Consider the following 22,562-nt stretch of genomic DNA (forward strand, 5'->3'; position numbering starts at 1 on the left):
TGACCCCCGCCCAGAAACTGAGAACGGCCGCGTAAATTCTACGACCAAGTCCCCGCAGAAACGGGGGGATTACCGCCGGATGCAGCATTTTCGAGGACAGTTCCGTGATGGGGTCCACATCGAGAATGCAGCACGGTGTGCGATGTTTATTACTTGTGACAAAGGTGCAGCGCGGTTGGCACGGGCCCTTTACGCCTACACCGGCATTGAGACGAAGGTGATCGAATTGCAGATAAGAGACACCGCAGCACGATAGCCTCGGTCGGTCACGTGTCAAAAAGCAACCACAGTTTGCAACTTTGCACTGGCTGCTCCCTGCGCATGGCCGCCGTTCAACGACTGCGCTGCATCTAGCAAATAGGGTGCAATGCCGAGTTTCACCGCAAGAGAAACGCACCTCCCCAACAGCGGAATTCTGCGGTGATCGCCAATACACCGAACACAGCTTGATCTGACAATGAAAGCCCCGCCTGACAGCGGGGCTTTGCTCGGATGGCTTGGGCCTGCGGTTTATTCGTGCTCCGGCGCCGGCGAGGAGAAATTGGGGATTGTATTGGTCGAGGCGGGCTTGCCGTCGATCGACGGCCAATTGCCCTCGGCGAGGTTGATATTTCCGGGAATGTCTTCCTCCCAGAAGCCCGCAACGGTGTCGGTGATGTTCAGATAGAGCTTGTCGTCCACAATGCGCCACAGGGTGGGGTTGCCCGGCACCTTGCCGCCCTTGGCGACGCCATAGGCGCAGTGACCATCGTATTGCGGCGCATAATGTTCCGGGTTTTCCAGGAACTTGGCGCGATTTTCCTCGCTGGCGAACGCAAAGGTGGCGCCGTTGTAGTCTGCGGTGATGTCGTTGTGACCGGCCACCGGAGCGGGCTGGTCCTGCCCCACCGGGGCTTGTGTCAGGTCGCGATAGGCCACGACATCATAGCCGGAGACGGCAAAGCCAGTCTCATCGACAAATTGCTCCCCCGCAAACGCAGGGGCGCCAAATGACAGGGCCACCACGGCAGCCAGTGCAAAACGGTTCATCTCGAAATCCTCTCTTTGTCCGCCGCAGGAGCTGCGGGGCTTGAGAGAGAATACGCACGCCCCGCCATTTGCGAAGCCGCTCTCACGCGCCTGTGTTGACTTAACAGCGGCCGTGACAGCCTCTGGTGGGGCTTGCGCGCGCTCCGGCCAGATCAGCCCGCGCGGCTGCGCCCGATGCGGCCAAGATGGGTAACCTCAAAGCCAAGCGGTGTTTTCAAGCCATATCCCAGCATCCGGTCAAAGCCGGAATGCGCCAGCCAAAGCACGCCCATTTCCCACAGAAGCGGCATCTGCAACAGGTGACCAAAGGTCAAGGTTACAACCCCAAAGGCGTAGATATGCACCAGGTTGTAACAAAACGCGCCAATGCGACGGCCCAGGAGATAGCCCAGAAAGCTGAGGTCCGGCGCAAAGAACACCAGCACCGCGCCCCAGACCGGCAGTACCATCTCGGCCCCCGCATAGAGCCAGATGCCAACCGCGCAGAGCAATGCGCCCTCGGCCTTTTGCCAGCGCAGCGCCGCGACCTCCTCCGCCATCAGTCGAGCCTCCGCACCAGGATCTGGTTGCCCTCGCCCTGCCGGGTTTCCAGCACTTTCAAGGTGGCAATCAAGTCAGAGAGCTTGCGGTGCCCATAGCTGCGGGTGTCAAAATCGGGCGAGGCGGCGGTGATATATTGGCCGATCTGGCCAAGCGAGAACCACTCGTCCTCCTGGCTGATCGCATCCATTGCCCGCAGCACCAACTTTTGCGGATCTTCCAGCTTGGCGGGTGCCTGATCGTCCTGTTGCTGCGGCGCGACCGGCTCTGGCGGGCTGCCCTCGGGCTTGGTCCTGGGCTTCTGCGCGGGCTTTGGCGTCTCGGTCAGCAGGTTTTCCACATAGATGAACCGCTTGCAGGCGCGCACAAAGGCGGCGGGCGTCTTGCGCATGCCCATGCCGTAGACATCCAGCCCCTGCTCGCGGATACGGCTGGCGAGCCGGGTGAAATCACTGTCCGAAGAAATCAGCACAAAGCCGTCAAAGCGACCCGAGTGCAGAATATCCATGGCGTCAATCACCAGCGCGATATCGCTGGCGTTCTTGCCGGTGGTATTGGCGAATTGCTGATGCGGCACAATGGCAAAGGCGGCCAGCTTGTCCTTGCTCCAGCCCTGCGGACCGCCGCCGGAGAAATCGCCATAGATACGCCGGATGCTGGCCTCTCCCAGTGACGCGATCTCCTCGAACATCACTTCGGCGTGTTTGGCCGAGATATTATCCGCGTCGATCAGGACGGCCAGAAGAGGGGGTTTGTCGCTGCTGGGCATAGGGTGTCCTGTCGTTTTTCAAGAGAATAGCCCCTTCTACATAACAAGCCTTGCGGAAATAGGAACCACATAGCCCCGGATTGCCGCAGGGTTCCCCGCGCCAGCGCGGGCATCACGATTTTTTTCCGCGCCAGACCTTCCAGTCATTGGAATTTTGACTATCGTCCCTAGGTGATATCAAACAGCGCCGCAGACACTGCGCGCCTCGACCATTTTATACTGACAGAAAGAGGCCCTCCATGAGCGACACAACCTATACCCCTCCGAAGGTCTGGACCTGGGAACAAGAAAGCGGCGGCAGGTTTGCCTCGATCAACCGTCCGATCGCCGGGGCCACCCACGACAAGGAGCTGCCGGTCGGCAAGCATCCGTTCCAGCTCTATTCCCTGGCCACGCCCAATGGCGTCAAGGCCACCGTTATGTTTGAAGAGCTGCTGGAGCTGGGCATCACCGAGGCCGAGTATGACGCCTGGCTGATCGACATCAGCGAGGGCGATCAGTTTGGCTCCGGTTTTGTCGATATCAATCCGAACTCCAAGATCCCGGCCTTGCAGGATCGTTCTGGCGATGCGCCGGTGCGGGTGTTCGAGAGCGCCTCGATCCTGCTGCATCTGGCAGAGAAATTCGGCCAGTTCCTGCCCAAGGACGGCCCCGCCCGCACCGAGGTGATGAACTGGGTGTTCTGGCAAATGGGCTCCGCGCCCTATCTCGGCGGCGGTTTTGGCCATTTCTATGCCTATGCGCCGGAGAAATTCGAATATCCGATCAACCGCTTTGCGATGGAGGTCAAACGGCAGCTCGATGTGTTGGACCGCGAGTTGGCCAACAAGACCTATATCGCCGGCGAAGACTACACCATCGCCGATATCGCCATCTGGCCCTGGTACGGTCAACTGGTGCTGGGTCGTGCCTATGACGCGGCAGAATTCCTGGATGTGAAGAGCTATAAAAACGTGCTGCGTTGGGCCGAAGCCATTGATGCGCGGCCAGCCGTGAAACGGGGCCGCATGGTCAACCGCGCCATGGGCGAGCTCTCTTCGCAGCTGCGCAACCGCCATGACGCCTCGGATTTCGAGACCAAGACCCAGGACAAACTGGAAGCAGAAGCGGCGCAATAAGCGCAAGCCTCATCCGAACCGCGCGGCCCCGGCGGCGCGGTTCTTCTATGCCGCCGCGCCGCTTTGCTACGACTGAAGCCAGGATTGCGCTTCGGCGATGTCCTCAGCCCGAAAATGCCTGGCGTCGATCCCCCCCAGCGCCCCAAAGGTAAAATCCCCGACCCCGGCCTCCAGAATGGCAAGCAGGCGGAGCCTGTCTCCTTCTGCGATTGCGGTATCGAGCGCTGGCATCAGGATGTTGCGGTAGTCGGCCTCGGTGACGGGCGCTGTCATCCGCACGTCCAGAATGCCGTGTTCGCCGGTTGCTTGAACTTCGATCATGGCGCAATCCTTTTGTCACTGAGATATGACAAAGAGACAGCGCGCCAAGGTCTCGGCCTGCGACAAAAGCGGCCCGTCCGCCCGTGTTCCGGTCACAATCACCGTGATCGCAGCGCAATAGGGGCGTGATGCGCCCCTCGGATCCGTTACTTGAGCCGTGGCGGCTTATCCGGGTCCGACCCCGGCTTGATGGGCTGATAGCTTTGCGCGCTTTGTGGCTCGGGCAGCTCGAACCGCAGCCCCATGCGCGCCAAATGGCCCGAGATTTCCGCACTGGCGGCGAAAAAGCCCACATCCAGCGCCCCTGCCTCGATGCAGGAAAAGGTCAGCGCCTCCCCTACCGCCTTGGCCAGCGCTGTTTCGGCCCCCTCGCGGGCGTTGACAAAGGCCAGAAGATGCCCGCTGCCGCCGCCCTCATAGGTTACCGCCGCCAGATAGGCGCATTGCGCCAGCCCCGCTGCCGTGGCGAGCTTGGCGTCCAGCGCTGTCAGCAGCGCCTCCGGCAGCCCTTTGGGGGGATGCACCTCGGCAATGGCGGCCTCGACCTCGCCCGGCGCGTTGGCGAGGGTTTCGGCGAGCCAGCCCATGGCCTCTGCCGGGATCAGGATCGACGAGGGCGCCACCTCCAGGTTGACGCCAAGCCCGATCCCCTGCCCCGCCAGCATCTGCGCAATCACCCGCCCCGACAGCGCCGCATAGGGCACGATCCGGTCGGCAAAGGCCGCCAGCCGTTCTTCGCGGTCAAACACCAGCACAAACCGCCCCTCGCCGGTGTCAAACACATCTGGGCTGATGCGGTCTCCCTCGGGTTCCTTTTCCAGCAGGAGGAACAGCTCGCTATCGGCGAGCCGCTCAAAGAAGCGCAGCCGCGTCGCATCCTCGCCCGGGGCCGCCTCCATCGCCGCATGGGCCAGATCCAGCGGGGTCATCTCAGTCATTGCTCATCAGCTCCTTCACCCGGGCGCGCAGAACCGGCAGCAGCTCCGCCTCGAACCAGGGATTGCGTTTCAGCCAAGCCGTATTGCGCCAGGACGGATGAGGCAAGGCAAAGACACCCGGCGCATGGTCGCGCCATCCCTGAACCACCTCTGTCACGCCTGTCCGGCTGCCGAGGTGATAGCGATGCGCATGTCCGCCCACCAGGATGCGCAGGCGAATGTCGCCCAGCGCCTCCATCACCTGATCGTGCCAGGTCTCGCCGCAAATGCGGGGCGGCGGCAGATCCGCCTTCTTGGCGTCATAGCCGGGAAAGCAGAACGCCATCGGCACAATCGCCACCCGGCTCTGATCATAGAATTGCGCGGCGGTCAGCCCCAGCCAATCGCGCAGCCGATCTCCCGACGGGTCAGTAAATGGTTTACCACTTTCATGCACCCGAAGGCCCGGCGCCTGCCCCGCGATCAAAATCCGCGCTCCGGGCGCGAACCAGACCACTGGCCGCGGTTTATGGGCGGTTTGCGTTGCGGCAAACCGCGCAGCACAGAGGCGACAGCCTGCAATCTGTTGTTTTAATTTCGATATCTGCGTCATCACTGCTCTGCCGGACCGAGGCTCCGCTTGCGGTTTAGCGCGTTTTCGCCCGTCTCGCCACGGGCATTCACCTATGCGAGAGTTCAGATGGATTGCTCAAATTCGACATATTTGCGCCCGATTCGGCACGTAAGTCGTTAACCGTCCTGTGATAGGGGTCGCAAGGCAGTCTGCCATTCCGGGGACTGCTGCCTGGCCGCACCAGGTCTTTTCCGCGGCGACACCGCATATTAGGTAGGATGGGATTGACCCATTTCACCGCATAACGAGGCAAGAGGCAGAAACCGAACAAGCCATGTTGGAATTCGTAAATGTCAGCAAATCCTATTGGACCGGGACCCAGCGCAAGGTGATCCTGGACCAGGTGTCCTTTCAGGTGAACCTGGGGACCTCGCTTGGCATTCTCGCTCCCAATGGCACCGGCAAGACCACCCTGATCAACATGATGGCGGGGCTGGAAAAACCCGACGAGGGTGAGATCCACCGTGGTTGCAAGATTTCTTTTCCTCTCGGCTTCATGGGCGGCGTTGTCGGACGGCTTTCGGCGATGGAAAACAGCCGCTATATTGCCCGTCTCTATGGGCTTGATCCCGATTATGTGGAATCCTACTGCCGGTGGCTCTGCGGGCTGGGCGAATATTTCGACCAACCTTTGGGCACCTATTCCTCGGGGATGAAATCGCGGTTTTCCTTTTCCCTGATGCTGGCGCTGGATTTTGATATCTACTTGATTGACGAAGGCATGCCGAGTTCGACGGATGTGGAGTTCAACCGCAAGGCAGGCAGTATCCTGCAAGAGCGGCTGGAGACCACCACCATCGTGATTGTCTCGCACCAACCGCGCACGTTGGAGAAATTCGCCAACGCCGCCGCCGTGCTCCGAAATGGGCAGCTACATATGTTTGAAACCTTGGAAGAAGCGAAACAGCTCTATGACTACGAAACCCAAGGCTAAGAAATTCCGCATCCGGCGCAGCCCGACCGCTGCTGGCGCGCCCGCGAGCGCGCAGCCCGTGCCGCCGCCGCAGGGGGGGGCGCAACAGGCCGCCGCCAGTACCAGCCCGATCACGCCACAGGCGGCAGCTGCGGTGCAAGCCCCCCGCCCGGCCGAGGTGCCGCCGTCCGCCGCGGCATCCGCCCCGCGCAGCGGTCAGGTTGCTTCGGCGGCGGAGCAAAACGCCTCGACCGATATTGACACCATCAAACGCGAAGGGCTGACCGGGCGGCAATTGCGCCTGGCGCGCCGGGTGGCCCAGAAACACGACCTGCCCGCGACCTCGGACTATGATGCGGTGCGGCTGCTGCGCCAACGCGGCATTGATCCGTTCAAACGCTCAAACATGCTGGAGCTGGTTGTTCCCCAGGCCCAGCAACAGCCCCAACAACAGGCCCAGAAGCCACCGCAGCCCGCCGTCGCCCCCCCCCCGGCGCATACGGCGCAACCGCTGCCGCAACCCGTTCCTTCCGCGCGCCAGCCCTTGCCCGCCGGTGCCACCCCACCGCCGCCGCCAACCTCAGGCGCGCTTAGCCCCGTCGAACGTCGCAATCGAGAGATCCAGTCGATTCAGCGCGACATTGCCCGTCGCCGACGCCGCAAGATGGGGCTGCTTGGGGCGCGGCTCGGGGCCTTTGTGCTGATCCCGACGCTCATCGCCGGTTATTATTTCTACGCCCTTGCGACGCCGATGTATTCCTCGCAATCGGAATTCCTGGTGCTCAAGGCCGATGCCGCCGGGACTGCGGGCTTTGGCGGTTTGCTCAGCGGCACCCAATTTGCCACCAGCCAGGACTCGATCGCCGTGCAGGCCTATCTGCAATCCAAGGAGGCCATGCGCCGTCTGGACCAGGAGGCCGGGTTTCGCGCCCATTTCACCCAGGACTGGATTGACCCGATTCAGCGTCTCGACCCCGGCGCAACAAATGATGACGCCTATAAGATATACTCCCGCAACGTAAAAATCGGCTACGACCCCACCGAAGGGGTGGTCAGGCTGGAGGTCACCGCCGCCGAACCCGAGATCGCGGCCGAATTCTCCCGCCGCCTGATTACCTACGCGCAGGAAAAGGTGAACCATCTTTCCGAGCAAAAGCGCGACGATCAGGTGGGCGATGCCGAAGAGGCGCTGAAGATCGCCGAAGACCGTCGCCGCGATGCCCAGGCCAGCCTGGTAGAACTGCAACAGCAGGGCACGGTGCTTGACCCGGAGGGGGTGATTGCCTCCCTGCGCTCGCAGATCAACACCTTCGAGATCCAGTTGCAGCAAAAGAAACTGGAGCTGGCCGCGCTGGAGGACAACCTGCGCCCCAATGCCGCCAAGGTCGAAGGCGTCGCGGCGGATGTCAAACGGCTCGAAGCCCTGATCGCCGATCTGAACGAGCGTATGACCGACGCCTCGGAAGGTGAAAACTCGCTGGCCGCGCTCAGTGTGCAGATCCAGATGGCGCAGGCCGACCTCGCCACCCGCGACATGATGCTGCAATCAGCGCTGCAACAGGTGGAACAGACCCGGATGGAGGCCAATCGCCAGGTGCGCTACCTGACCACCGCGGTCGAGCCGGTTCCCGCCGACACGCCCTCCTATCCGCGCAAGTTCGAAAATACGATTTTGGCTTTCCTGATCTTTTCCGGTATCTACCTGATGTGTGCCCTCACGGCATCCATTCTCCGGGAACAGGTCTCTTCGTAAGCTCATGAAAAAAATCGACATCAATGGTCTCACCATTGGCAATGACTGTCCGCTGACCGTCATTGTCGGCCCCTGCCAATTGGAAAGCGCCGATCACGCGCAGATGATCGCCGGCAAGATGAAAGAGGCCTGCAACGCCGTCGGCGCACAGTTCGTGTTCAAAGCCTCCTATGACAAGGCCAACCGCACCTCGCTTTCGGGCAAACGCGGGCTTGGCATCGACAAGGGACTGGAAGTTCTGGCAGGCGTGCGCGACATGTTCAGCGTGCCGGTGCTGACCGATGTCCACACCGAGGAGCAATGCCGCGTCGCCGGCGACGTGGTCGATATCCTGCAAATTCCCGCGTTCCTGTGCCGCCAGACCGATATGCTGCTGGCCGCTGGCAACACCGGCAAGGCCGTGAACATCAAGAAAGGCCAGTTTCTTGCCCCCTGGGACATGGATAATGTCGTCGCCAAGGTCGCGAGCACCGGCAACGACAAGATCCTCCTGACCGAGCGCGGCACCTCCTTTGGCTACAACGCCCTTGTCGCCGATATGCGCGGCCTGCCCCGGATGGCGCAGACCGGCTATCCGGTGGTGATGGATGCCACCCATTCGGTGCAGCAACCGGGTGGTCAGGGTGGGTCTACCGGCGGTCAGCGCGAATTTGCCCCGGTGATGGCGCGCGCCGCCGTTTCCCTGGGCATTGCCGCAGTTTTCATCGAAACCCATGAGGACCCGGACAATGCGCCCTCCGATGGGCCGAATATGATTTACCTCCGCGATATGCCGCAGTTGATTGAGACCTTGATGGGGTTTGACGCGCTTGCAAAAGCCAACCCGATCCGCCTGTAAATCCCGAAGGACCTGTTTTTTCCAATGACCAAACCTCATTCTGATGTGACCCCGAACACCTGGAACTTTCTGCGTGATCCGATGATCAAGCCGACCGGCTTTCGCGAATATGACGCGCGCTGGAAATACCCGGACGAGATCAACCTGCCCGGCATGACCGCCCTCGGCCTCGGCCTTGGCACCCAGATGATCAAGAACGGCGTCGAGCCGGTGATCGCGGTGGGGAACGACTATCGCGACTACTCGCTGGCGATCAAAAACGCGCTGATCCTCGGCCTCATGCAGGCGGGCATCAAGGTCAAGGACATCGGCCCCTGCATCACGCCGATGGCCTATTTTTCCTCCTTCCACCTGGGGGGCTGCGCCGTGGCGATGGTCACCGCCTCGCATAACCCCAACGGCTGGACCGGCGTCAAGATGGGCTTCACCATGCCCCTGACCCATGGCCCCGACGAGATGGGCGAGCTGAAAGACATCGTTCTGAACGGCAAGGGCGAGGCGCGCGAGGGTGGTGCGTATGAGTTCGTCGATGGCGTCTGGGACGCCTATATGGACGACCTCGTGGGCGATTTCAAAATGTCCCGCAACCTCAAGGTCGTCTGCGCCACCGGCAATGGCACCGCTTCGGCCTTTGCCCCCGCCCTGTTTGAACGTATCGGCGTCGAGGTGGTGCCCAGCCACAACACGCTTGACTACAGCTTCCCGCATTACAACCCCAACCCCGAAGCGATGGAGATGCTGCACGACATGTCCGACAGCGTCAAAGCCTCGGGTGCGGATTTCGCGCTTGGCTTTGACGGCGACGGTGACCGCTGCGGCGTGGTCGATGACGAGGGCGAGGAGATCTTTGCCGATAAGGTCGGCGTGATCATGGCGCGCGATCTCTCCAAGATCTATCCCAACGCGACCTTCGTGGCAGATGTGAAATCCACCGGCCTCTTTGCCTCCGACCCAGAGCTCCAGGCCAATGGCGTCACCGCCGACTACTGGAAGACCGGCCACAGCCATATGAAACGCCGCGTGCACGAGATCGGCGCCCTGGCGGGGTTTGAGAAATCCGGCCACTACTTCATGGCTGAACCCATTGGCCGTGGCTATGACGACGGCATGCGCGTCGCGGTCGAGATCTGCAAACTCATGGACCGCAACCCGGATATGAAAATGTCTGACCTGCGCAAGGCGCTGCCGAAAACCTGGTCAACGCCCACCATGTCGCCCTATGCCTCCGATACCGAGAAATACGACATTCTCGCGCGCTTGGTGCAGAAACTGGTCGCCAAGGCCGAGGCGGGCGAAACTCTCGCCGGTCGCGCCATCAAGGAGGGGGTCACCGTAAACGGCGCCCGCGTGATCCTTGACAATGGCTCCTGGGGGCTGGTGCGCGCCTCCTCGAATACGCCGAACCTGGTGGTGGTCTGTGAAAGCTCCGAGAGCGAGGCCGAAATGCGCGCGATCTTTGCCGATATCGACGCGGTCATTCGCACCGAACCCAATGTTGGTGACTACGACCAAACCATATAAGCCATTCAATAAAAAACAAAAAGCCGCGCAGCTCCCCAGCTTGCGCGGCTTTTTTGTGCCCGGATCCCCTCAGACAACCTTTTTATCTTTTCAGAAATATCCCGGGGGTGAGGCGCCCCGGCGCCGAGGGGGCAGCGCCCCCTAAAGCTCAATTTCCGCCAAGGAACTTCAACAGCTGCTTGCGAGCCTCTTCCTCGACCTTTTTCTTCAACGCGTCATTAAGGTCTTCTTCGGTTTCCACCGGCACCCCCAATTCCTCGCTCAGCTTGTCTTTCACCGCTTGCTTGGCTTTCTCTTCGGCGTTGTCCAGCTCCGGCTGCACCAGGGCGCTCAGATCCGGGCGAATTTTCGGATCGGACCAGGGCCCGCTCAGGCGCACCGGCACCGACACCCCGGCCGCTTCGGCGGTGGCAAAGGCGGTTGGCGTAAAGGTGTAATCCAGATCCCGCGCACCAATACCAACGCGCCCGGCGCCTTCCGCGCGCAGGGCCTTCAGCGTGGCGAGGAAATCATCGTTGCGCAGCACCCCATCAGCGATGGTGTAGCTGGCGCTCAGTGCCTCAAACACCGTGGTGCCACCATTGCCGCCATTGGGATTCATGATCGACTGAAGGTCAAAGCCGGTGAAGAACCCCTTGCCGATGCGGATATTGCCGCTGCCCTTGAGCGAGCGCATGATCTGATCGGTCGAGTTCCCCACCCCGAGGACATCCACCGTCCCCTCGGCCAGCCCCGTGAGCTTGTCATACCCCGCCAGTTGCCCCAGCGCGTCGCTCAGCTGCACATCGGCAAAGCGCAGCTTGGCCGCGACCGACAGACCATTGCGATTATTCGCAACCAGATCGCCCTCAACCGTGCCGCCAAAGGCCTGAACCGACAGCAGGGAGACCACCGCCCGGGCGCGCTCCACCGCGATGTTCAGCTTGCTGGCGCCCAGATCGAGCGAGGATGTCTCGAGCCCAGCCAGATCGAGCCCGATCTGCCCGTCAAACATCCCCAACCCCGAGGCATCAATCGCCGCGCTGGACCAGCCCGCGCCCGAGGCCGTGGTCGGCGCAATCCCCTCCGACCCGGGTGTCCGATCCTCCAGCGTGCTCAGGTCCAGAAGGCCGCCCCTCAACGCGGCCGTGATCTGCATCGGCGTTGCGCTGAGATCCAGATCCGCTTGGCCAGCAAGCTGGTTCTGATCCAGCCCAAGGCTCAGATCCCGGAGGCTCAGCTGCCCCTCGGGCGCATAGGTGGTATCGGCGGCAAATGTGATCGCGTGGCCCAGCCCCTGCGGCAGCCCGGCGGGGGTCATGCCCAGCGCCGCCATCACCGCATCCGTGTTGCGGCTCTCGGCGGTCACCCGGCCCTCAAAACTGCCATTCAAATCCGCACGCCCATCCAGCCGCGCCTTGCCCTCCGGCAGGGTTACATCCAGCCCGACCGAGGCCGCCTGCCCCGCAAGAAAGTCGCCAAAGCTGCCGATTTCGCCCTGAACGCGCAGCGGTTTTCCCGCAGGGCGCAGCGTCAGATCCACGGTTGCGGTGCCATCGGGGTCTGGCCACAAGAGGCTCAGATCCACCTGTTTCATCTCCACCGGTGCCTGCCCGAAGGGCGCATAGCGCAGCGATGCCCCGCTCAGATTGACCGCCTCAATGGCAAAACCGGCGTCGCTTTCCTCAGTGCTCGCGCCCGCTGTCGCCTCGGCGTTGGGGGCCGTCTCAAACACCCAGTTGCCGGTGCCATCCTCGCGGGTTTCCAGGTTCAGCTGCGGCACGATCGCGCTCAGCTCCGTGATCCGCACCTTGCCCCGGATCAGGTCCGCCGCATCAACGCCAATGGTCAGCTGCCCGGCTGTCAGCAAGGGCTCCGGCCCGGCCCAATCCGCATTGGCCAGCGCAAAATCATTGGCCTGCAACCCCAACACCGGCCAGAGCGAAAAATGCACATCGCCGCCAAACAGCACCTGCCGCCCGGTCTGCTTTTCGATCTGCTGTCCGACCAGCTCCGCCAGCTTCTGTCCGGGCAGAAAGGTCACAATGGCAATCGCCACTGCGAGGGTGAACAGCAATGCGGAAAGAATGCGAATAATCAGGCGCATGGAATGTATCCCTTCTGGGAAATGGAAGTGATGACCGGCACGGATTTACAGTCACCGATCAAGGCTTTGCCCCAGACTACAGCCCCTGCGCGCGGGATCAATCCATCCCGTGCATCAGGGGCTTATCCTGCCGGGATCCGCACAGATGAGACGGCCCGGACGCGGCTCAGCGCAGCGCGCCCCAGAGGTCGTATTCGCCCGCCTCGTCCACCTCGACCGTGACCAGATCGCCGACCCGCAGCCCCTCCGTGCCCTCGTCGATGAACAGGTTGCCGTCGATCTCTGGCGCGTCCGCCTTGGTGCGGCAAGTGGCGATGCCGTCCTCGTCGATATCATCCACGATGACCTGCATCACCTGACCGACCTTGGCCGCCAGCTTCGCCTCGGAAATCGCCTGCGCCTTCTCCATGAAGCGCTCCCAGCGTTCCTGCTTGACCTCCTCGGCGACGTGATCCGGCAGATCGTTGGAGCGCGCGCCCGCGACGTTTTCGTATTTGAAACAGCCGACACGATCCAGCTGCGCCTCGTCCATCCAATCGAGCAAGTGCTGGAATTCCGCCTCCGTTTCGCCGGGATAGCCGACGATAAAGGTCGAACGCAGGGTGATCTCGGGGCAGATCTCGCGCCAGGCGCGGATCTCGTCCAGCGTCCTGGCCGCCGCCGCGGGCCGGGCCATGCGGCGCAGCACATCCGGGTGGGCGTGCTGGAAGGGAATATCCAGATAGGGCAGCACGGCATTGTCGGGATCCGCCATCAGGGGGATCAGCTCGCGCACATGCGGATAGGGATAGACGTAATGCAGCCGCACCCAGAGCTGATCCGCCGGGGCCAGCTCGCCCAGCGCGCGGGAAAGATCGGTGATATGGCTTCGGATCTCGCCATCCTTCCACGGGTTCACGTCATATTTGCGGTCCAGCCCATAGGCGGAGGTATCCTGAGAGATCACCAAGAGCTCGCGCACGCCCGCATCGACCAGCTTTGACGCCTCGCGCAGCACCGCATGGGCCGGGCGCGAGGCCAGTTTCCCGCGCATATCCGGGATGATGCAGAATTTGCACTTGTGATTGCAGCCTTCCGAGATCTTCAGATAGCTGAAATGCCTTGGCGTCAGGCTGACCCCGGTGGCGGGCAGCAGATCGACAAAGGGATCGGGGCTGGGTGGCACGGCGGCATGCACCGCGTCCAGCACCTGCTCGTATTGATGCGGGCCAGTGACGGCCAGAATGCGCGGGTGATGTTCGCGGATGTAATCCGGCTCCGCCCCCAGACAGCCCGTCACGATCACCTTGCCGTTTTCCTTCAGCGCCTCGCCGATGGCCTCCAGGCTCTCGGCCTTGGCACTGTCGAGAAAGCCGCAGGTGTTCACGATCACCGCATCGGCACCGCTGTAATCGGCGGAGATGCCATAGCCCTCGGCGCGCAGCCGCGTCAGGATGCGCTCGCTGTCCACCAGGGCCTTGGGACAGCCCAAAGACACCATGCCGAGCGTCGGCTGGTCGGGACGGGGCGCATCGCCGAAGGTGGGTTTCGGCGCGAGGTCGGGGCGGAGGTCTGGCGGATTGCTGATCATAGGCTGCCATATAGACCGCGCGTGGGCACAAGGGAATGCAGGATTTGCGTCTGCCCGCCCGCTCCACCGGCCTTTTCGGCGCGGCAAGAGCTGCGCTAAGCTCGGCAGATGTGATTTGCAATGACGCGAGACTTTGATGCCCAAGACCCCAGAGGGCCTGCGCCCCGCCAATGAAAACCCCTGGTACATCCTGATGACGCTTCATGGCGACGATGGCAGTTTTGCCAATTCTGACAAGAACCGTATGTCCTGGAACACTTGGGCTGGCCAGGGGTTGAGCGACGAAGCACGGGCGAACTTAATGAATGGCGCTGGAGTGCCACTTGCGGATTTTTCCGTTTCTGATCAATGGAACGAACAAAAAGAAGAAATTCAGCGCCTCTTTCGTGAGCAGTGGATTGAACGCAATGGTGAAAGTTCAAACCCACCAACTATTCCAGACCCGTGGCACACAGTTGATTTTTCGAACACGGATTTTCGCGAACACTTTTACGCTGATGGGATGCTGTTTAGAAGTTCGGTTGTTAAATTCTCCGGCTCAAAATTCACTAAACATGCCGATCTCTGCGGCGCTGTGTTCCAAGGGAAAGTGCAGGCGCATCAGATCAATTTCAATAGCGACTTCTTCGCGCGTGAAACCTACTTCGGCATGGGAGCAAATTTCTATGGTACGCGTTTTGTGAAACCTGCTGAGTTCGATGGCGCGACATTTGAAGCGCCTACGGAATTTCGTGAAGTTCGTTTTCACCTGGGGGCAAGGTTCATCTCTTCACACTTCAATAGTAGTGCGTGTTTCAATCAAAGTACCTTCGGAGCAGTCGCAGACTTTCGTTCTGCGATCTTCGTGCAGACGGCTTCGTTCACTTTTGCCACCTTCACTCAGGACGCCGCCTTTCACCTCGCCACCTTCCAACAAGGCGTCTCGTTCGCCTCCGCAACCTTCAGCGGTTTCTCTTACTTCACGAAAACCCGATTTGGCGATGTTGGCGCGGCTCCCGGATTGCCGGAGTTCACCGACTGTCATTTTGAAAAACCAACCTCCTTTCGTCAGGCGCTGTTTCGGGACGGGTATCCAGATTTCTCTGGTGCGGTGCTGCATGACAAGACCAGCTTTACCGCGCGCCAGAAGCCGACGCAGGATGAGATTGATAAGGACAAGACCCTTAAGGGGCTGACCTATTGGCCGAAGACAACGACCCAAGATCCGGTCAATGCCCGCGAAAGCTGCGCCACCATTCGGCATGTGCTGACCCAGCAAGGCCTGCCGGAGGAGGCGCATTTCTTCTTTCGCCGCGAAATGCACTTTGCCGGGCTGCCCAGCGCGGGCCGGAGCTGTGCTGAGCGGCTGCCCTATCTGCTGTTCGGCTGGCTCTCGGACTATGGCTATTCGATCAAGCGGCCTTTGTTGTGGTTGGCCGCTGTCTGGTTCGTTGGCATCGCGGCGTTCTGGATGGTTTTTTGCTACCCCGGTGTCGCACCGGTTCTGGCAAAAAGCGATCTCGGGACAGCAGCGGCGCTCAGTTTTTCCAATCTGTTTCCGCTGTTTGGCTTTGGCCGGGTGTTCCTGTACGAGGTGCTCAAGGCACTCCCCCGTTGGGCACAAGTGCTTTCGGGCCTACAAACCGTCGCCTCGCTGCCGCTCCTGTTCTTTCTCGGTCTGGCGCTGCGGCAGCGGTTTCGGCTGCGTTAGGGCTGGGCGCGGGTGGCGGATTACTCCGCCGCCACGGCGCGCTCTTCCTTGAGGTAGGCCAGCAGATCGGCGTTGCGGCAATAATCCGGGGTTTGCGTGATCTCGCCCTCCAGCCCCGCCATATAGCGATCACAGACTTTTGGGCAGGCGCAGCGGGTACAGCGCAGGACCGCCTCGGCGATCTCCTCAAAGCGCAGGTTGCCCTCTACCGCTTCGGCTTCCAGATCGAGGCCCATGGACTTGCCCATGCGGTCAAACAGATTGGCATGTGTCTTGAGAGTTTCCGGGTCGGTCATGGCGCGCTCCTGATCCTGTTCACGCCGATCACACTAGCGCAACGCGAGGCGCGCCACCTTGATGCAGGTCAAATCGCGTCTTGCGGCGGGTCAGCGGGCCTCCAGATAGGCGCGCACCGCATCGCCGACCCGGCGAAAGCGATCGCCGCCCAGCTTCTTGCCGCCATACCAGCGGGTGACGATGATCACGTGATCCTGGATCTCTTCGCGCTCCATCATGCGCAGGATCACCATGGCGGCGCCGCTCTCGCCATCATCGGCCTTGAGCGCACCGGTGGGCAGCACCGCCGCCCAGGTGTTATGGGTGGCCTTGGCATAGGCGCGCTCCTCCTTCAGCGCCGCCAGCACCGCGTCCACCTCGGCCCGGCTTTTGACCGGCGCGCCGGAGACCGCGTATTTGGAGCCCCGATCCGTCAGCACCACGCCCAGTTTGGTCAGCGCCGCCGCAGCCGCCGTTTCTGCTGTCATCTCGTGGCCCCTCAGTTCAGCCCATAGGCGCGGATGGTTTCCTTGACCACCAGAATGCGCTCCGGGTTGGCCGGATGAGAGCCGAGGAACATATCACCCGGATCGGGGATTTGTTCAAAGTAGCGCACGCCGACGCTGGGGCGATAGCCCGCCAGATGGCTTATCACCGTGCCCATCGTATCGGCTTCCAGCTCGAAGGATTTGGAATAGCTGCGCGCGCCGACCACCGCGCCGACATATTGCGCATTGGCAATCTCTTCCGGGCTGCCGCCCTCCTTGGAGACCAGCTCGCCCAGCAAGACCGCCCCCTGCTGGGCATTGCGGCGCTGCCGGTCCAGATGCCCGAGGATGTGATGCGCGACCTCGTGGCTCATCACAAAGGCCATCTCGTCGGCGTTGCGAAAGCTCTTCACCATGGCGGCGGTGAAGACCACCACCGGGCGGCCGGTGCGATCCACCGATTGAAAGGCGTTGGGCGGCGCTGCGGGGCTCAGGTCCAGTTCGATCTGGAAATCACAGTTGCGGTTGGGGTCTTTGCTCAGGCATTCCGCTTCGGCAACGGGCTCCACGTCCTGCGCCACCGCAACAAAGCTGCGATAGGCCGGATCATCGGGGGGCATTGCGGTACAGCCCGCAAGCCAGAGGGCAAAAAGAATCAAACAGCGGCGCATGGTGGTCCAGGATTGCTCCTCCCCAAGCTATGCCGATCCCGGCACAGGCGCAATCAACTGCCCGGTATTGCCGCCCTGCCTGCCGGATCCTGACGCAAAGGTGATGATCTGCCCCAGCCGCGTGCCTTATTGCCGGGCTGGATCCCGGTCAGCGGCGCTCCTTGCAGGATCCTCGCTTGTCAGCCCGGGCATGCAGGTGCAAGCTGGGGCCATGTTTACCATCGAGCATGAATTCGATTCCACCGTGATCACCCTCGTTGACGAGGGCGAGGCCTATCTGAACGAGGATGTGATCCTCAACGCCTTTGCCGAATGTGTCACGGTCGAGCAATTCGATCCGCGCACCAATACGGTTCAGCGCGTCACCCTGTCGCCCGAACAGGTGCAGGACCTCGCCGCCGCGCTGGATCTACCCGAAGGCGTCTATCGGCGGGTGCTGGAAAAGGACGGCTAGGCGACAGATCGCCTTCCCTAGGGTGGCGAGGGCCTGCCTCCGTCCCCGGTCCAGAATGACAAATGTCTTGTCGCGGCTGGTCGCCCCCCGCCGCAGCTCCAGTGCCGATGGGGCGATGCCAAGCGCCTTGGCCAGCAGCGCCTGCACATCTGCGGTGGCCTTGCCGCCTTCGGGCACCGTGGTGACCAGCACCTTGATCACCTCGCCATCGCGAAGCACCGCGTTAAAGGCGGCCTTGGGGGTCACACGTGCAGTGATCTCCGCGCCCGGTTGTGCCAGATCGCTCAGGTCTGCCATTTTGCGCGCTTTTGGCTTTGCCATCGCGGTCTCCTTCCTTGCTGTGCGGTAGCGACCCGCTTGGGACCCATGCCTCGCCCTGTGCGTGGTTGCCCAGCCCGCTGTGCCCTGTCGCGCATGGACAGGCCGCATTCTGCCTGCATAAGTAGCACAGTGGTACGATCCCAGCCCGCGCCTTCGGTGTCTCTTCCTGATCCGCTGCGCGCCCCGATGCAAGGCCCCTGCCCCTTGAACTCCACCGAGAACCGCCCGACATAGGGCTAAACCGTGATGAGGATCCACATATGCCGCAACGCAATGATGCCGCGCTCGATTTTCTGCTGACCCGCCGCTCGCGCCCCGCCAAGACGCTGATCGCCCCGGCCCCAAGCCGCGAGCAGCTGATGCCCCTGCTCACCGCCGCCGCCCGCACCCCTGATCACGGCAAGCTGGAGCCCTGGCGCTTTATCGTGGTGGAACAGGGCGCGATGGGGCGTCTTGCCCGGTTGACCGAAGAGGCCGGTGCGCGGCTTGGCAAATCCGCCGAGGATATCGCCAAGGCGCGCGGTGATTTTGACCGCGGCCAGCTCGCGGTCGTGGTGGTTGAGGTCCAGAAAGACAGCCCCAAGATCCCGGCGCTGGAGATGACCTATTCCGCCGGGGCTGCCTGTCTGGCGCTGCTGAACGCCGCTCTGGCCGCCGGTTGGGGCGCCAATTGGCTCTCTGGATGGGCCAGCCACGACCGGGGCTTTTGCGAGGCGGCTTTTGATCTCGCGCCGAACGAACGCATCGCCGGCCTGATCCATATCGCCACAGAAGGCACCGTTCCGCCGGAGCGCCCGCGCCCGGATGTGGAAGCCCTCACCAGCTGGGTCGACGCGTGATTTTCACCGCCTTTTCCAAAACCCTGAGCCAGATCGGAGACCCGCGCTTTCGCCGGGTTCTCCTGCTTGGTATTGGCCTCGCGATTGCGCTGCTGTTCGCGGCGACCTTTGGGGTGATGTCGCTGGTGCAGTGGCTGGTCGGCCCCGAGGCCACCTTGCCGCTGATCGGCCCGGTCCCCTGGTTGCGCAATGTGCTGGCCTACGGCACCGTCTTGATGATGATGGTGTTGTCCGTCTTTCTGATGGTGCCGGTGGCCTCGGCGATGACCTCGATCTTTCTGGATGAGGTCGCCGACGCGGTAGAGGCGCGCTTCTATCCGGGGCTGCCGCCGGTGCCCGGGCTCTCCTTCTGGGAGGGGGTGAGCGACAGCATCAATTTTCTAGGCGTGATGATCGCGGCGAATATCATGGCGCTGGTGCTCTATGTGATGCTTGCGCCCGCCGCGCCGTTTATCTTTTGGGGGCTCAATGGGTTCTTGCTGGGGCGGGAGTATTTCACCCTTGCGGCGGCGCGTCGTCTGGGGCTCGCCGAGGCCAAACGCCTGCGCCGCCGCCATGGGGCCACGATCTGGGCTGCGGGTGTGCTGATGGCCCTGCCGCTCTCGGTGCCGCTGGTGAACCTGGTGGTGCCCATCCTCGGTGCAGCCACCTTCACCCATCTGTTCCACGCGCTTTGGCAACAGGATTAAGGCATCTCCCTCTTCCCGGCACAGTCCGGCACTGTCGGGTAAGGGGGGCGGCTCCCGCGCCTGTGCACCGCATCAAAGATGCGATACAATCAGCCTTGGGCCCGGCGCCTGCCTGCGGCAGGCGCTCCCGCCTCTCCACTCAGGGCCCGCTTGACATCAAGCCGCCAGGCTGCCCCACGCGCCCGCGCCGAACCGCCAGGTTCGGCGCCCGGCCCAACGGGAGCGGCTGCAAACCGCATCCGGCGACGGGCGGGAGAGCCTGGCTCTTGGTTCCGTCCCGCCCGCGCTGCTACCTGCTCAGACAGGGTCGGGAATGCGGTCGAACCAGTCAAAATCATTGACGCTGATCACCCCGGACAGAATGATGCCCGCAAGGATCGCCCAGATCACAAAGGCAACACCCGTGGTGATCCAGGCCTTCTGCTTCAGGAAATGCCGCTCCGGCGCGCCTGCATGGGTGCCCGGAACGACTTCGCACCGATCTCCCTGTGTTTCCAGTCGGATCGGAATGATCACCAAAAACGTCATGAACCAGGTGACTGCGTAAAGCACGATGCCGGAGGTGATACCCATGAGATCTTTCCTGTCTGAAAGCTGCGTCTAGGCCGGGAGGATCCCCGGCGCCATGCCATCTAGCGTCAAACCTCTTCGAGTTCCACCAGGCAGCCGTTGAAATCCTTGGGATGCAGGAAAAGCACCGGCTTGCCATGGGCGCCGATCTTCGGCTCGCCATTGCCCAGCACCCGTGCGCCCTTTGCCTTCAGATGATCGCGCGCGGCCAGGATGTCCTCCACCTCGTAGCAGACATGGTGCATGCCACCGGCGGGGTTCTTGTCCAGAAACCCCTGGATCGGCGAGCCCTCGCCCAGCGGATATAACAGCTCGATCTTGGTATTGGGCAGCTCGATGAACACCACTGTGACACCATGATCCGGCTCATCCTGGGGCGCGCCGACCTTGGCCCCCAGCACATCGCGATATTGTGCTGCCGCGGCCTCCAGATCCGGCACGGCAATGGCAACATGGTTCAGTCGTCCAATCATGGCAGCCCCCTTCAGGCGAGATACGATATTGCACCGTAAAGAACAAAGCCGCACGTTTCTTTCAAGCCCCCACGCACACGCCAAAGCTGTATATCACCGCGTCCTGTCGTCACGGCAGGCCGCGTTAAGCACTTGTTAGCCCCGAATCCCTAGCGTCAAGGGAGTTAGTCAGTGAGGGTCAGAACATGGACGATTCGGATCTTTTTGCCTCTGCCAGCCGCCTGGGCAACGGTCGCCGCCCCCTGTTGGGGCTTACCATCCTTGTGGTGGAGGATAGCCGCTACGCCTGCGAGGCAATGCGCCTTCTGTGCCTGCGCAGCGGCGCAAGGATCCGACGGGCCGACAGTTTGAAATCCGCCCGCCGCCATTTGCAGGTCTATCGCCCCTCGGTGGTGATCATTGACCTTGGCCTGCCCGACGGCAATGGCGCCGAGCTGATCGAGAGCCTCGCCAATACCTCGCCCCGCGTGGCGGTGATCCTCGGGATCTCCGGCGATGAAAATGCCGAGGCAGAGGCGATGGAGGCGGGCGCCGATGGGTTCCTTGCCAAACCGATCGTCTCGCTCGCGGCCTTCCAGAACGCGATCCTCTCCAAACTGCCTGCCGAGCGGCAACCGGTTGGCCCCCGCGTGCTGAGCGATGATGCGGTTGAACCCGATATTCTCGCCTTTCGCGATGACATGGCCCATGCCGCCGAAGTTCTGGGCGAGGCAGAGGATGAAAGAGCGCTCGACTATCTGGCGCAGTTCCTCGGTGGTGTGGCCCGCAGCGTCGGTGATGCTCCCCTCGCCAGTGCCGCCGCACGACTGCGAGAAACCCGTCAATCGGGTGGCCCCCTGGCCATTGAAACCGCCCATATCGCCGACCTTGTGAACGAGCGGCTGAACCGCAAGATCGCGATCTAAGCATGGTTGAAGGTGTCATCGTTTCCCTGCTCACGCTGGCCATTGTCCTGGGCGCACAGGCCCGGCTGAGCAAACGACAGCTGCGCAAATCCCGCTCGACCGTGGCGCATAGAAGCGCCTAGCCCATGGAACCGGGCCGCGATCCCGCTCTGCTTGAGCGCGGCATCCAGGCCTAGGCCTCATCCCCCCTGCATACAGGGCCAATCTCCCACTCCATCCCCTCTCGACAAAAAAGGGCCACCCAATCGGGTGGCCCTTTCCTTCACTATCAGATCACGGCTGAGGCTCAGTCGTCCTGTGGGATCACCCGCAGGCCCAGCTCCATCAGCTGCTCCGCCAGCGGCTCGGACGGTGCGGCCATCATCAGGTCTTCGGCGCGCTGGTTCATCGGGAACATGATGACCTCGCGGATGTTGGCCTCATCCGCCAGCAGCATCACCATCCGGTCGATGCCGGCCGCGCAGCCACCGTGCGGCGGGGCGCCATATTGGAACGCGTTGACCATACCGCCAAAGCGCTTTTCGACCTCTTCCTTGCCATAGCCGGCGATTTCAAACGCCTTGAACATGATCTCCGGGCGGTGGTTCCGAATCGCGCCGGACACCAACTCGTAGCCGTTGCAGGCCAGATCATACTGGAAGCCACGTACCGCCAGCGGATCGCCCTCCAGCGCCTCCATGCCGCCCTGCGGCATCGAGAAGGGGTTATGCTCAAAGTCGATCTTGCCGGTCTCTTCGTCTTTCTCATAGATCGGGAAATCCACGATCCAGGCAAAGGCAAAGCGGTCCTTGTCCGTGAGGCCCAGCTCCTCGCCGATCACATTGCGCGCGCGGCCGGCAACGGCCTCAAACGCCTTCGGCTTGCCGCCAAGGAAGAAGGCCGCATCGCCAACACCAAGGCCAAGCTGCTGGCGGATCGCCTCGGTGCGCTCGGGGCCGATGTTCTTGGCCAGCGGGCCAGCGGCTTCCATACCGTCGGCACCCTCGCGCCAGAAGATATAACCCATGCCCGGCAGGCCCTCTTTCTGGGCAAAGGCGTTCATGCGGTCGCAGAACTTGCGGCTGCCGCCGGTCGGTGCCGGAATGGCGCGGATCTCGGTGCCGTCCTGCTCCAGCAGCTTGGCAAAGATCGCAAAGCCGGAGCCTGCGAAATGCTCGGACACCACCTGCATCTTGAT

General features: G+C 62.1%; 24 protein-coding genes and 1 pseudogene. 10 read left to right on the plus strand and 15 right to left on the minus strand.

Annotated features, from left to right (window positions below; translation table 11 throughout):
* Positions 1-510: 510 nt before the first annotated feature.
* The 3 genes from HCZ87_RS12870 to HCZ87_RS12880 form a co-directional block, all read right to left on the minus strand.
* Entirely contained in the window at positions 511-1,029 is a 519-nt protein-coding gene (locus HCZ87_RS12870) for a YHS domain-containing (seleno)protein (protein WP_167644254.1), read from the minus strand.
* Positions 1,030-1,181: 152 nt separating this feature from the next.
* Positions 1,182-1,568: a DUF4260 domain-containing protein gene (locus tag HCZ87_RS12875; protein ID WP_167644256.1), complete on the minus strand. Its 387-nt coding sequence runs from the start codon at positions 1,566-1,568 to the stop codon at positions 1,182-1,184.
* Complete coding sequence (locus HCZ87_RS12880) at positions 1,568-2,338, minus strand: NYN domain-containing protein (protein WP_167644258.1); 771 nt, start codon at positions 2,336-2,338, stop codon at positions 1,568-1,570. Before HCZ87_RS12880 ends, HCZ87_RS12875 begins: the two co-directional genes overlap by 1 nt.
* Before the next feature lie 239 nt (positions 2,339-2,577).
* Between HCZ87_RS12880 and yghU the strand changes: the two genes are divergently transcribed.
* The gene (gene yghU, locus HCZ87_RS12885; RefSeq protein ID WP_167644260.1) at positions 2,578-3,456 is read left to right on the plus strand and encodes a glutathione-dependent disulfide-bond oxidoreductase; all 879 of its coding nucleotides are present in this window, start codon (positions 2,578-2,580) and stop codon (positions 3,454-3,456) included.
* A 66-nt stretch (positions 3,457-3,522) separates the two neighbouring features.
* Here yghU and HCZ87_RS12890 read toward each other — a convergent pair whose 3' ends face one another.
* From HCZ87_RS12890 to HCZ87_RS12900, 3 genes are all read right to left on the minus strand, one after another.
* Positions 3,523-3,777 (minus strand): STAS/SEC14 domain-containing protein, encoded by a 255-nt coding sequence (locus tag HCZ87_RS12890; protein WP_167644262.1) that lies wholly within the window; start codon positions 3,775-3,777, stop codon positions 3,523-3,525.
* A gap of 146 nt (positions 3,778-3,923) precedes the next feature.
* Complete coding sequence (locus HCZ87_RS12895; protein WP_167644264.1) at positions 3,924-4,715, minus strand: SseB family protein; 792 nt, start codon at positions 4,713-4,715, stop codon at positions 3,924-3,926.
* A complete protein-coding gene (locus HCZ87_RS12900) occupies positions 4,708-5,307 on the minus strand; it encodes a uracil-DNA glycosylase family protein (protein ID WP_167644266.1) in 600 nt (199 codons plus the stop codon). The genes HCZ87_RS12895 and HCZ87_RS12900 overlap by 8 nt, the downstream gene beginning before the upstream one ends.
* Positions 5,308-5,602: 295 nt before the next feature.
* Here HCZ87_RS12900 and HCZ87_RS12905 point away from each other — a divergent pair, with 295 nt between their 5' ends.
* Genes HCZ87_RS12905 through HCZ87_RS12920 form a run of 4 tightly spaced genes read left to right on the plus strand, consistent with a single transcriptional unit; the run spans position 5,603 to position 10,353 of the window.
* Positions 5,603-6,262 carry an ABC transporter ATP-binding protein gene (locus HCZ87_RS12905; RefSeq protein ID WP_167644268.1) on the plus strand — a complete coding sequence of 220 codons (660 nt, stop codon included), beginning with the start codon at positions 5,603-5,605 and terminating at the stop codon, positions 6,260-6,262.
* Complete coding sequence (locus HCZ87_RS12910) at positions 6,240-7,994, plus strand: capsule biosynthesis protein (protein ID WP_167644270.1); 1,755 nt, start codon at positions 6,240-6,242, stop codon at positions 7,992-7,994. Before HCZ87_RS12905 ends, HCZ87_RS12910 begins: the two co-directional genes overlap by 23 nt.
* A gap of 4 nt (positions 7,995-7,998) precedes the next feature.
* Positions 7,999-8,832 (plus strand): 3-deoxy-8-phosphooctulonate synthase, encoded by an 834-nt coding sequence (kdsA, locus tag HCZ87_RS12915; protein ID WP_167644272.1) that lies wholly within the window; start codon positions 7,999-8,001, stop codon positions 8,830-8,832.
* 24 nt (positions 8,833-8,856) lie between these two features.
* Entirely contained in the window at positions 8,857-10,353 is a 1,497-nt protein-coding gene (locus HCZ87_RS12920) for a phosphomannomutase/phosphoglucomutase (RefSeq protein WP_167644274.1), read from the plus strand.
* A 148-nt stretch (positions 10,354-10,501) separates the two neighbouring features.
* Here the strand turns inward: HCZ87_RS12920 and HCZ87_RS12925 are convergent, their stop codons facing one another.
* Both HCZ87_RS12925 and rimO read right to left on the minus strand, forming a co-directional pair.
* Entirely contained in the window at positions 10,502-12,439 is a 1,938-nt protein-coding gene (locus HCZ87_RS12925) for an AsmA family protein (protein ID WP_167644276.1), read from the minus strand.
* Between the two features lie 166 nt (positions 12,440-12,605).
* Complete coding sequence (gene rimO, locus HCZ87_RS12930) at positions 12,606-14,009, minus strand: 30S ribosomal protein S12 methylthiotransferase RimO (protein ID WP_167644278.1); 1,404 nt, start codon at positions 14,007-14,009, stop codon at positions 12,606-12,608.
* A 136-nt stretch (positions 14,010-14,145) separates the two neighbouring features.
* Between rimO and HCZ87_RS21065 the strand changes: the two genes are divergently transcribed.
* Entirely contained in the window at positions 14,146-15,699 is a 1,554-nt protein-coding gene (locus tag HCZ87_RS21065) for a hypothetical protein (RefSeq protein WP_254868636.1), read from the plus strand.
* Between the two features lie 20 nt (positions 15,700-15,719).
* On the opposite strand, the gene HCZ87_RS12940 is transcribed toward HCZ87_RS21065, so the two are convergent.
* The 3 genes from HCZ87_RS12940 to HCZ87_RS12950 all read right to left on the minus strand — a co-directional run bounded on the left by HCZ87_RS12940 (position 15,720) and on the right by HCZ87_RS12950 (position 17,134).
* Positions 15,720-15,995 (minus strand): DUF6455 family protein, encoded by a 276-nt coding sequence (locus tag HCZ87_RS12940; RefSeq protein WP_167644279.1) that lies wholly within the window; start codon positions 15,993-15,995, stop codon positions 15,720-15,722.
* A gap of 90 nt (positions 15,996-16,085) precedes the next feature.
* Complete coding sequence (locus HCZ87_RS12945) at positions 16,086-16,463, minus strand: YigZ family protein (protein ID WP_167644281.1); 378 nt, start codon at positions 16,461-16,463, stop codon at positions 16,086-16,088.
* An 11-nt stretch (positions 16,464-16,474) separates the two neighbouring features.
* The gene (locus HCZ87_RS12950; RefSeq protein ID WP_167644283.1) at positions 16,475-17,134 is read right to left on the minus strand and encodes a M48 family metalloprotease; all 660 of its coding nucleotides are present in this window, start codon (positions 17,132-17,134) and stop codon (positions 16,475-16,477) included.
* A gap of 211 nt (positions 17,135-17,345) precedes the next feature.
* On the opposite strand from HCZ87_RS12950, the gene HCZ87_RS12955 reads away from it, so the two are divergent.
* Entirely contained in the window at positions 17,346-17,588 is a 243-nt protein-coding gene (locus HCZ87_RS12955) for a hypothetical protein (protein ID WP_167644299.1), read from the plus strand.
* Positions 17,589-17,639: 51 nt separating this feature from the next.
* Here HCZ87_RS12955 and HCZ87_RS12960 read toward each other — a convergent pair.
* Positions 17,640-17,909: pseudogene (locus HCZ87_RS12960) on the minus strand (DUF167 domain-containing protein); the annotation flags it as partial.
* Positions 17,910-18,169: 260 nt separating this feature from the next.
* Here HCZ87_RS12960 and HCZ87_RS12965 point away from each other — a divergent pair.
* Both HCZ87_RS12965 and HCZ87_RS12970 read left to right on the plus strand, forming a co-directional pair.
* A complete protein-coding gene (locus HCZ87_RS12965; protein ID WP_167644287.1) occupies positions 18,170-18,748 on the plus strand; it encodes a nitroreductase family protein in 579 nt (192 codons plus the stop codon).
* A complete protein-coding gene (locus HCZ87_RS12970; protein ID WP_167644289.1) occupies positions 18,745-19,437 on the plus strand; it encodes an EI24 domain-containing protein in 693 nt (230 codons plus the stop codon). Before HCZ87_RS12965 ends, HCZ87_RS12970 begins: the two co-directional genes overlap by 4 nt.
* 297 nt (positions 19,438-19,734) lie before the next feature.
* Here HCZ87_RS12970 and HCZ87_RS12975 read toward each other — a convergent pair whose 3' ends face one another.
* Both HCZ87_RS12975 and mce read right to left on the minus strand, forming a co-directional pair.
* Positions 19,735-20,010, minus strand: coding sequence for a DUF1467 family protein (locus HCZ87_RS12975; protein ID WP_167644291.1), 276 nt, complete (start codon positions 20,008-20,010; stop codon positions 19,735-19,737).
* A gap of 65 nt (positions 20,011-20,075) precedes the next feature.
* The gene (gene mce, locus HCZ87_RS12980) at positions 20,076-20,480 is read right to left on the minus strand and encodes a methylmalonyl-CoA epimerase (RefSeq protein WP_167644293.1); all 405 of its coding nucleotides are present in this window, start codon (positions 20,478-20,480) and stop codon (positions 20,076-20,078) included.
* 185 nt (positions 20,481-20,665) lie between these two features.
* On the opposite strand from mce, the gene HCZ87_RS12985 reads away from it, so the two are divergent.
* Positions 20,666-21,385, plus strand: coding sequence for a response regulator (locus tag HCZ87_RS12985; protein WP_167644295.1), 720 nt, complete (start codon positions 20,666-20,668; stop codon positions 21,383-21,385).
* 286 nt (positions 21,386-21,671) lie between these two features.
* Here HCZ87_RS12985 and HCZ87_RS12990 read toward each other — a convergent pair.
* A partial coding sequence (locus tag HCZ87_RS12990; RefSeq protein ID WP_303048845.1) for an amino acid--tRNA ligase-related protein occupies positions 21,672-22,562 on the minus strand: 891 nt, incomplete at its 5' end.

This window comes from Phaeobacter sp. HF9A (genome assembly GCF_011806385.1).
In the GTDB taxonomy this organism is placed as follows: Bacteria; Pseudomonadota; Alphaproteobacteria; order Rhodobacterales; family Rhodobacteraceae; genus Epibacterium.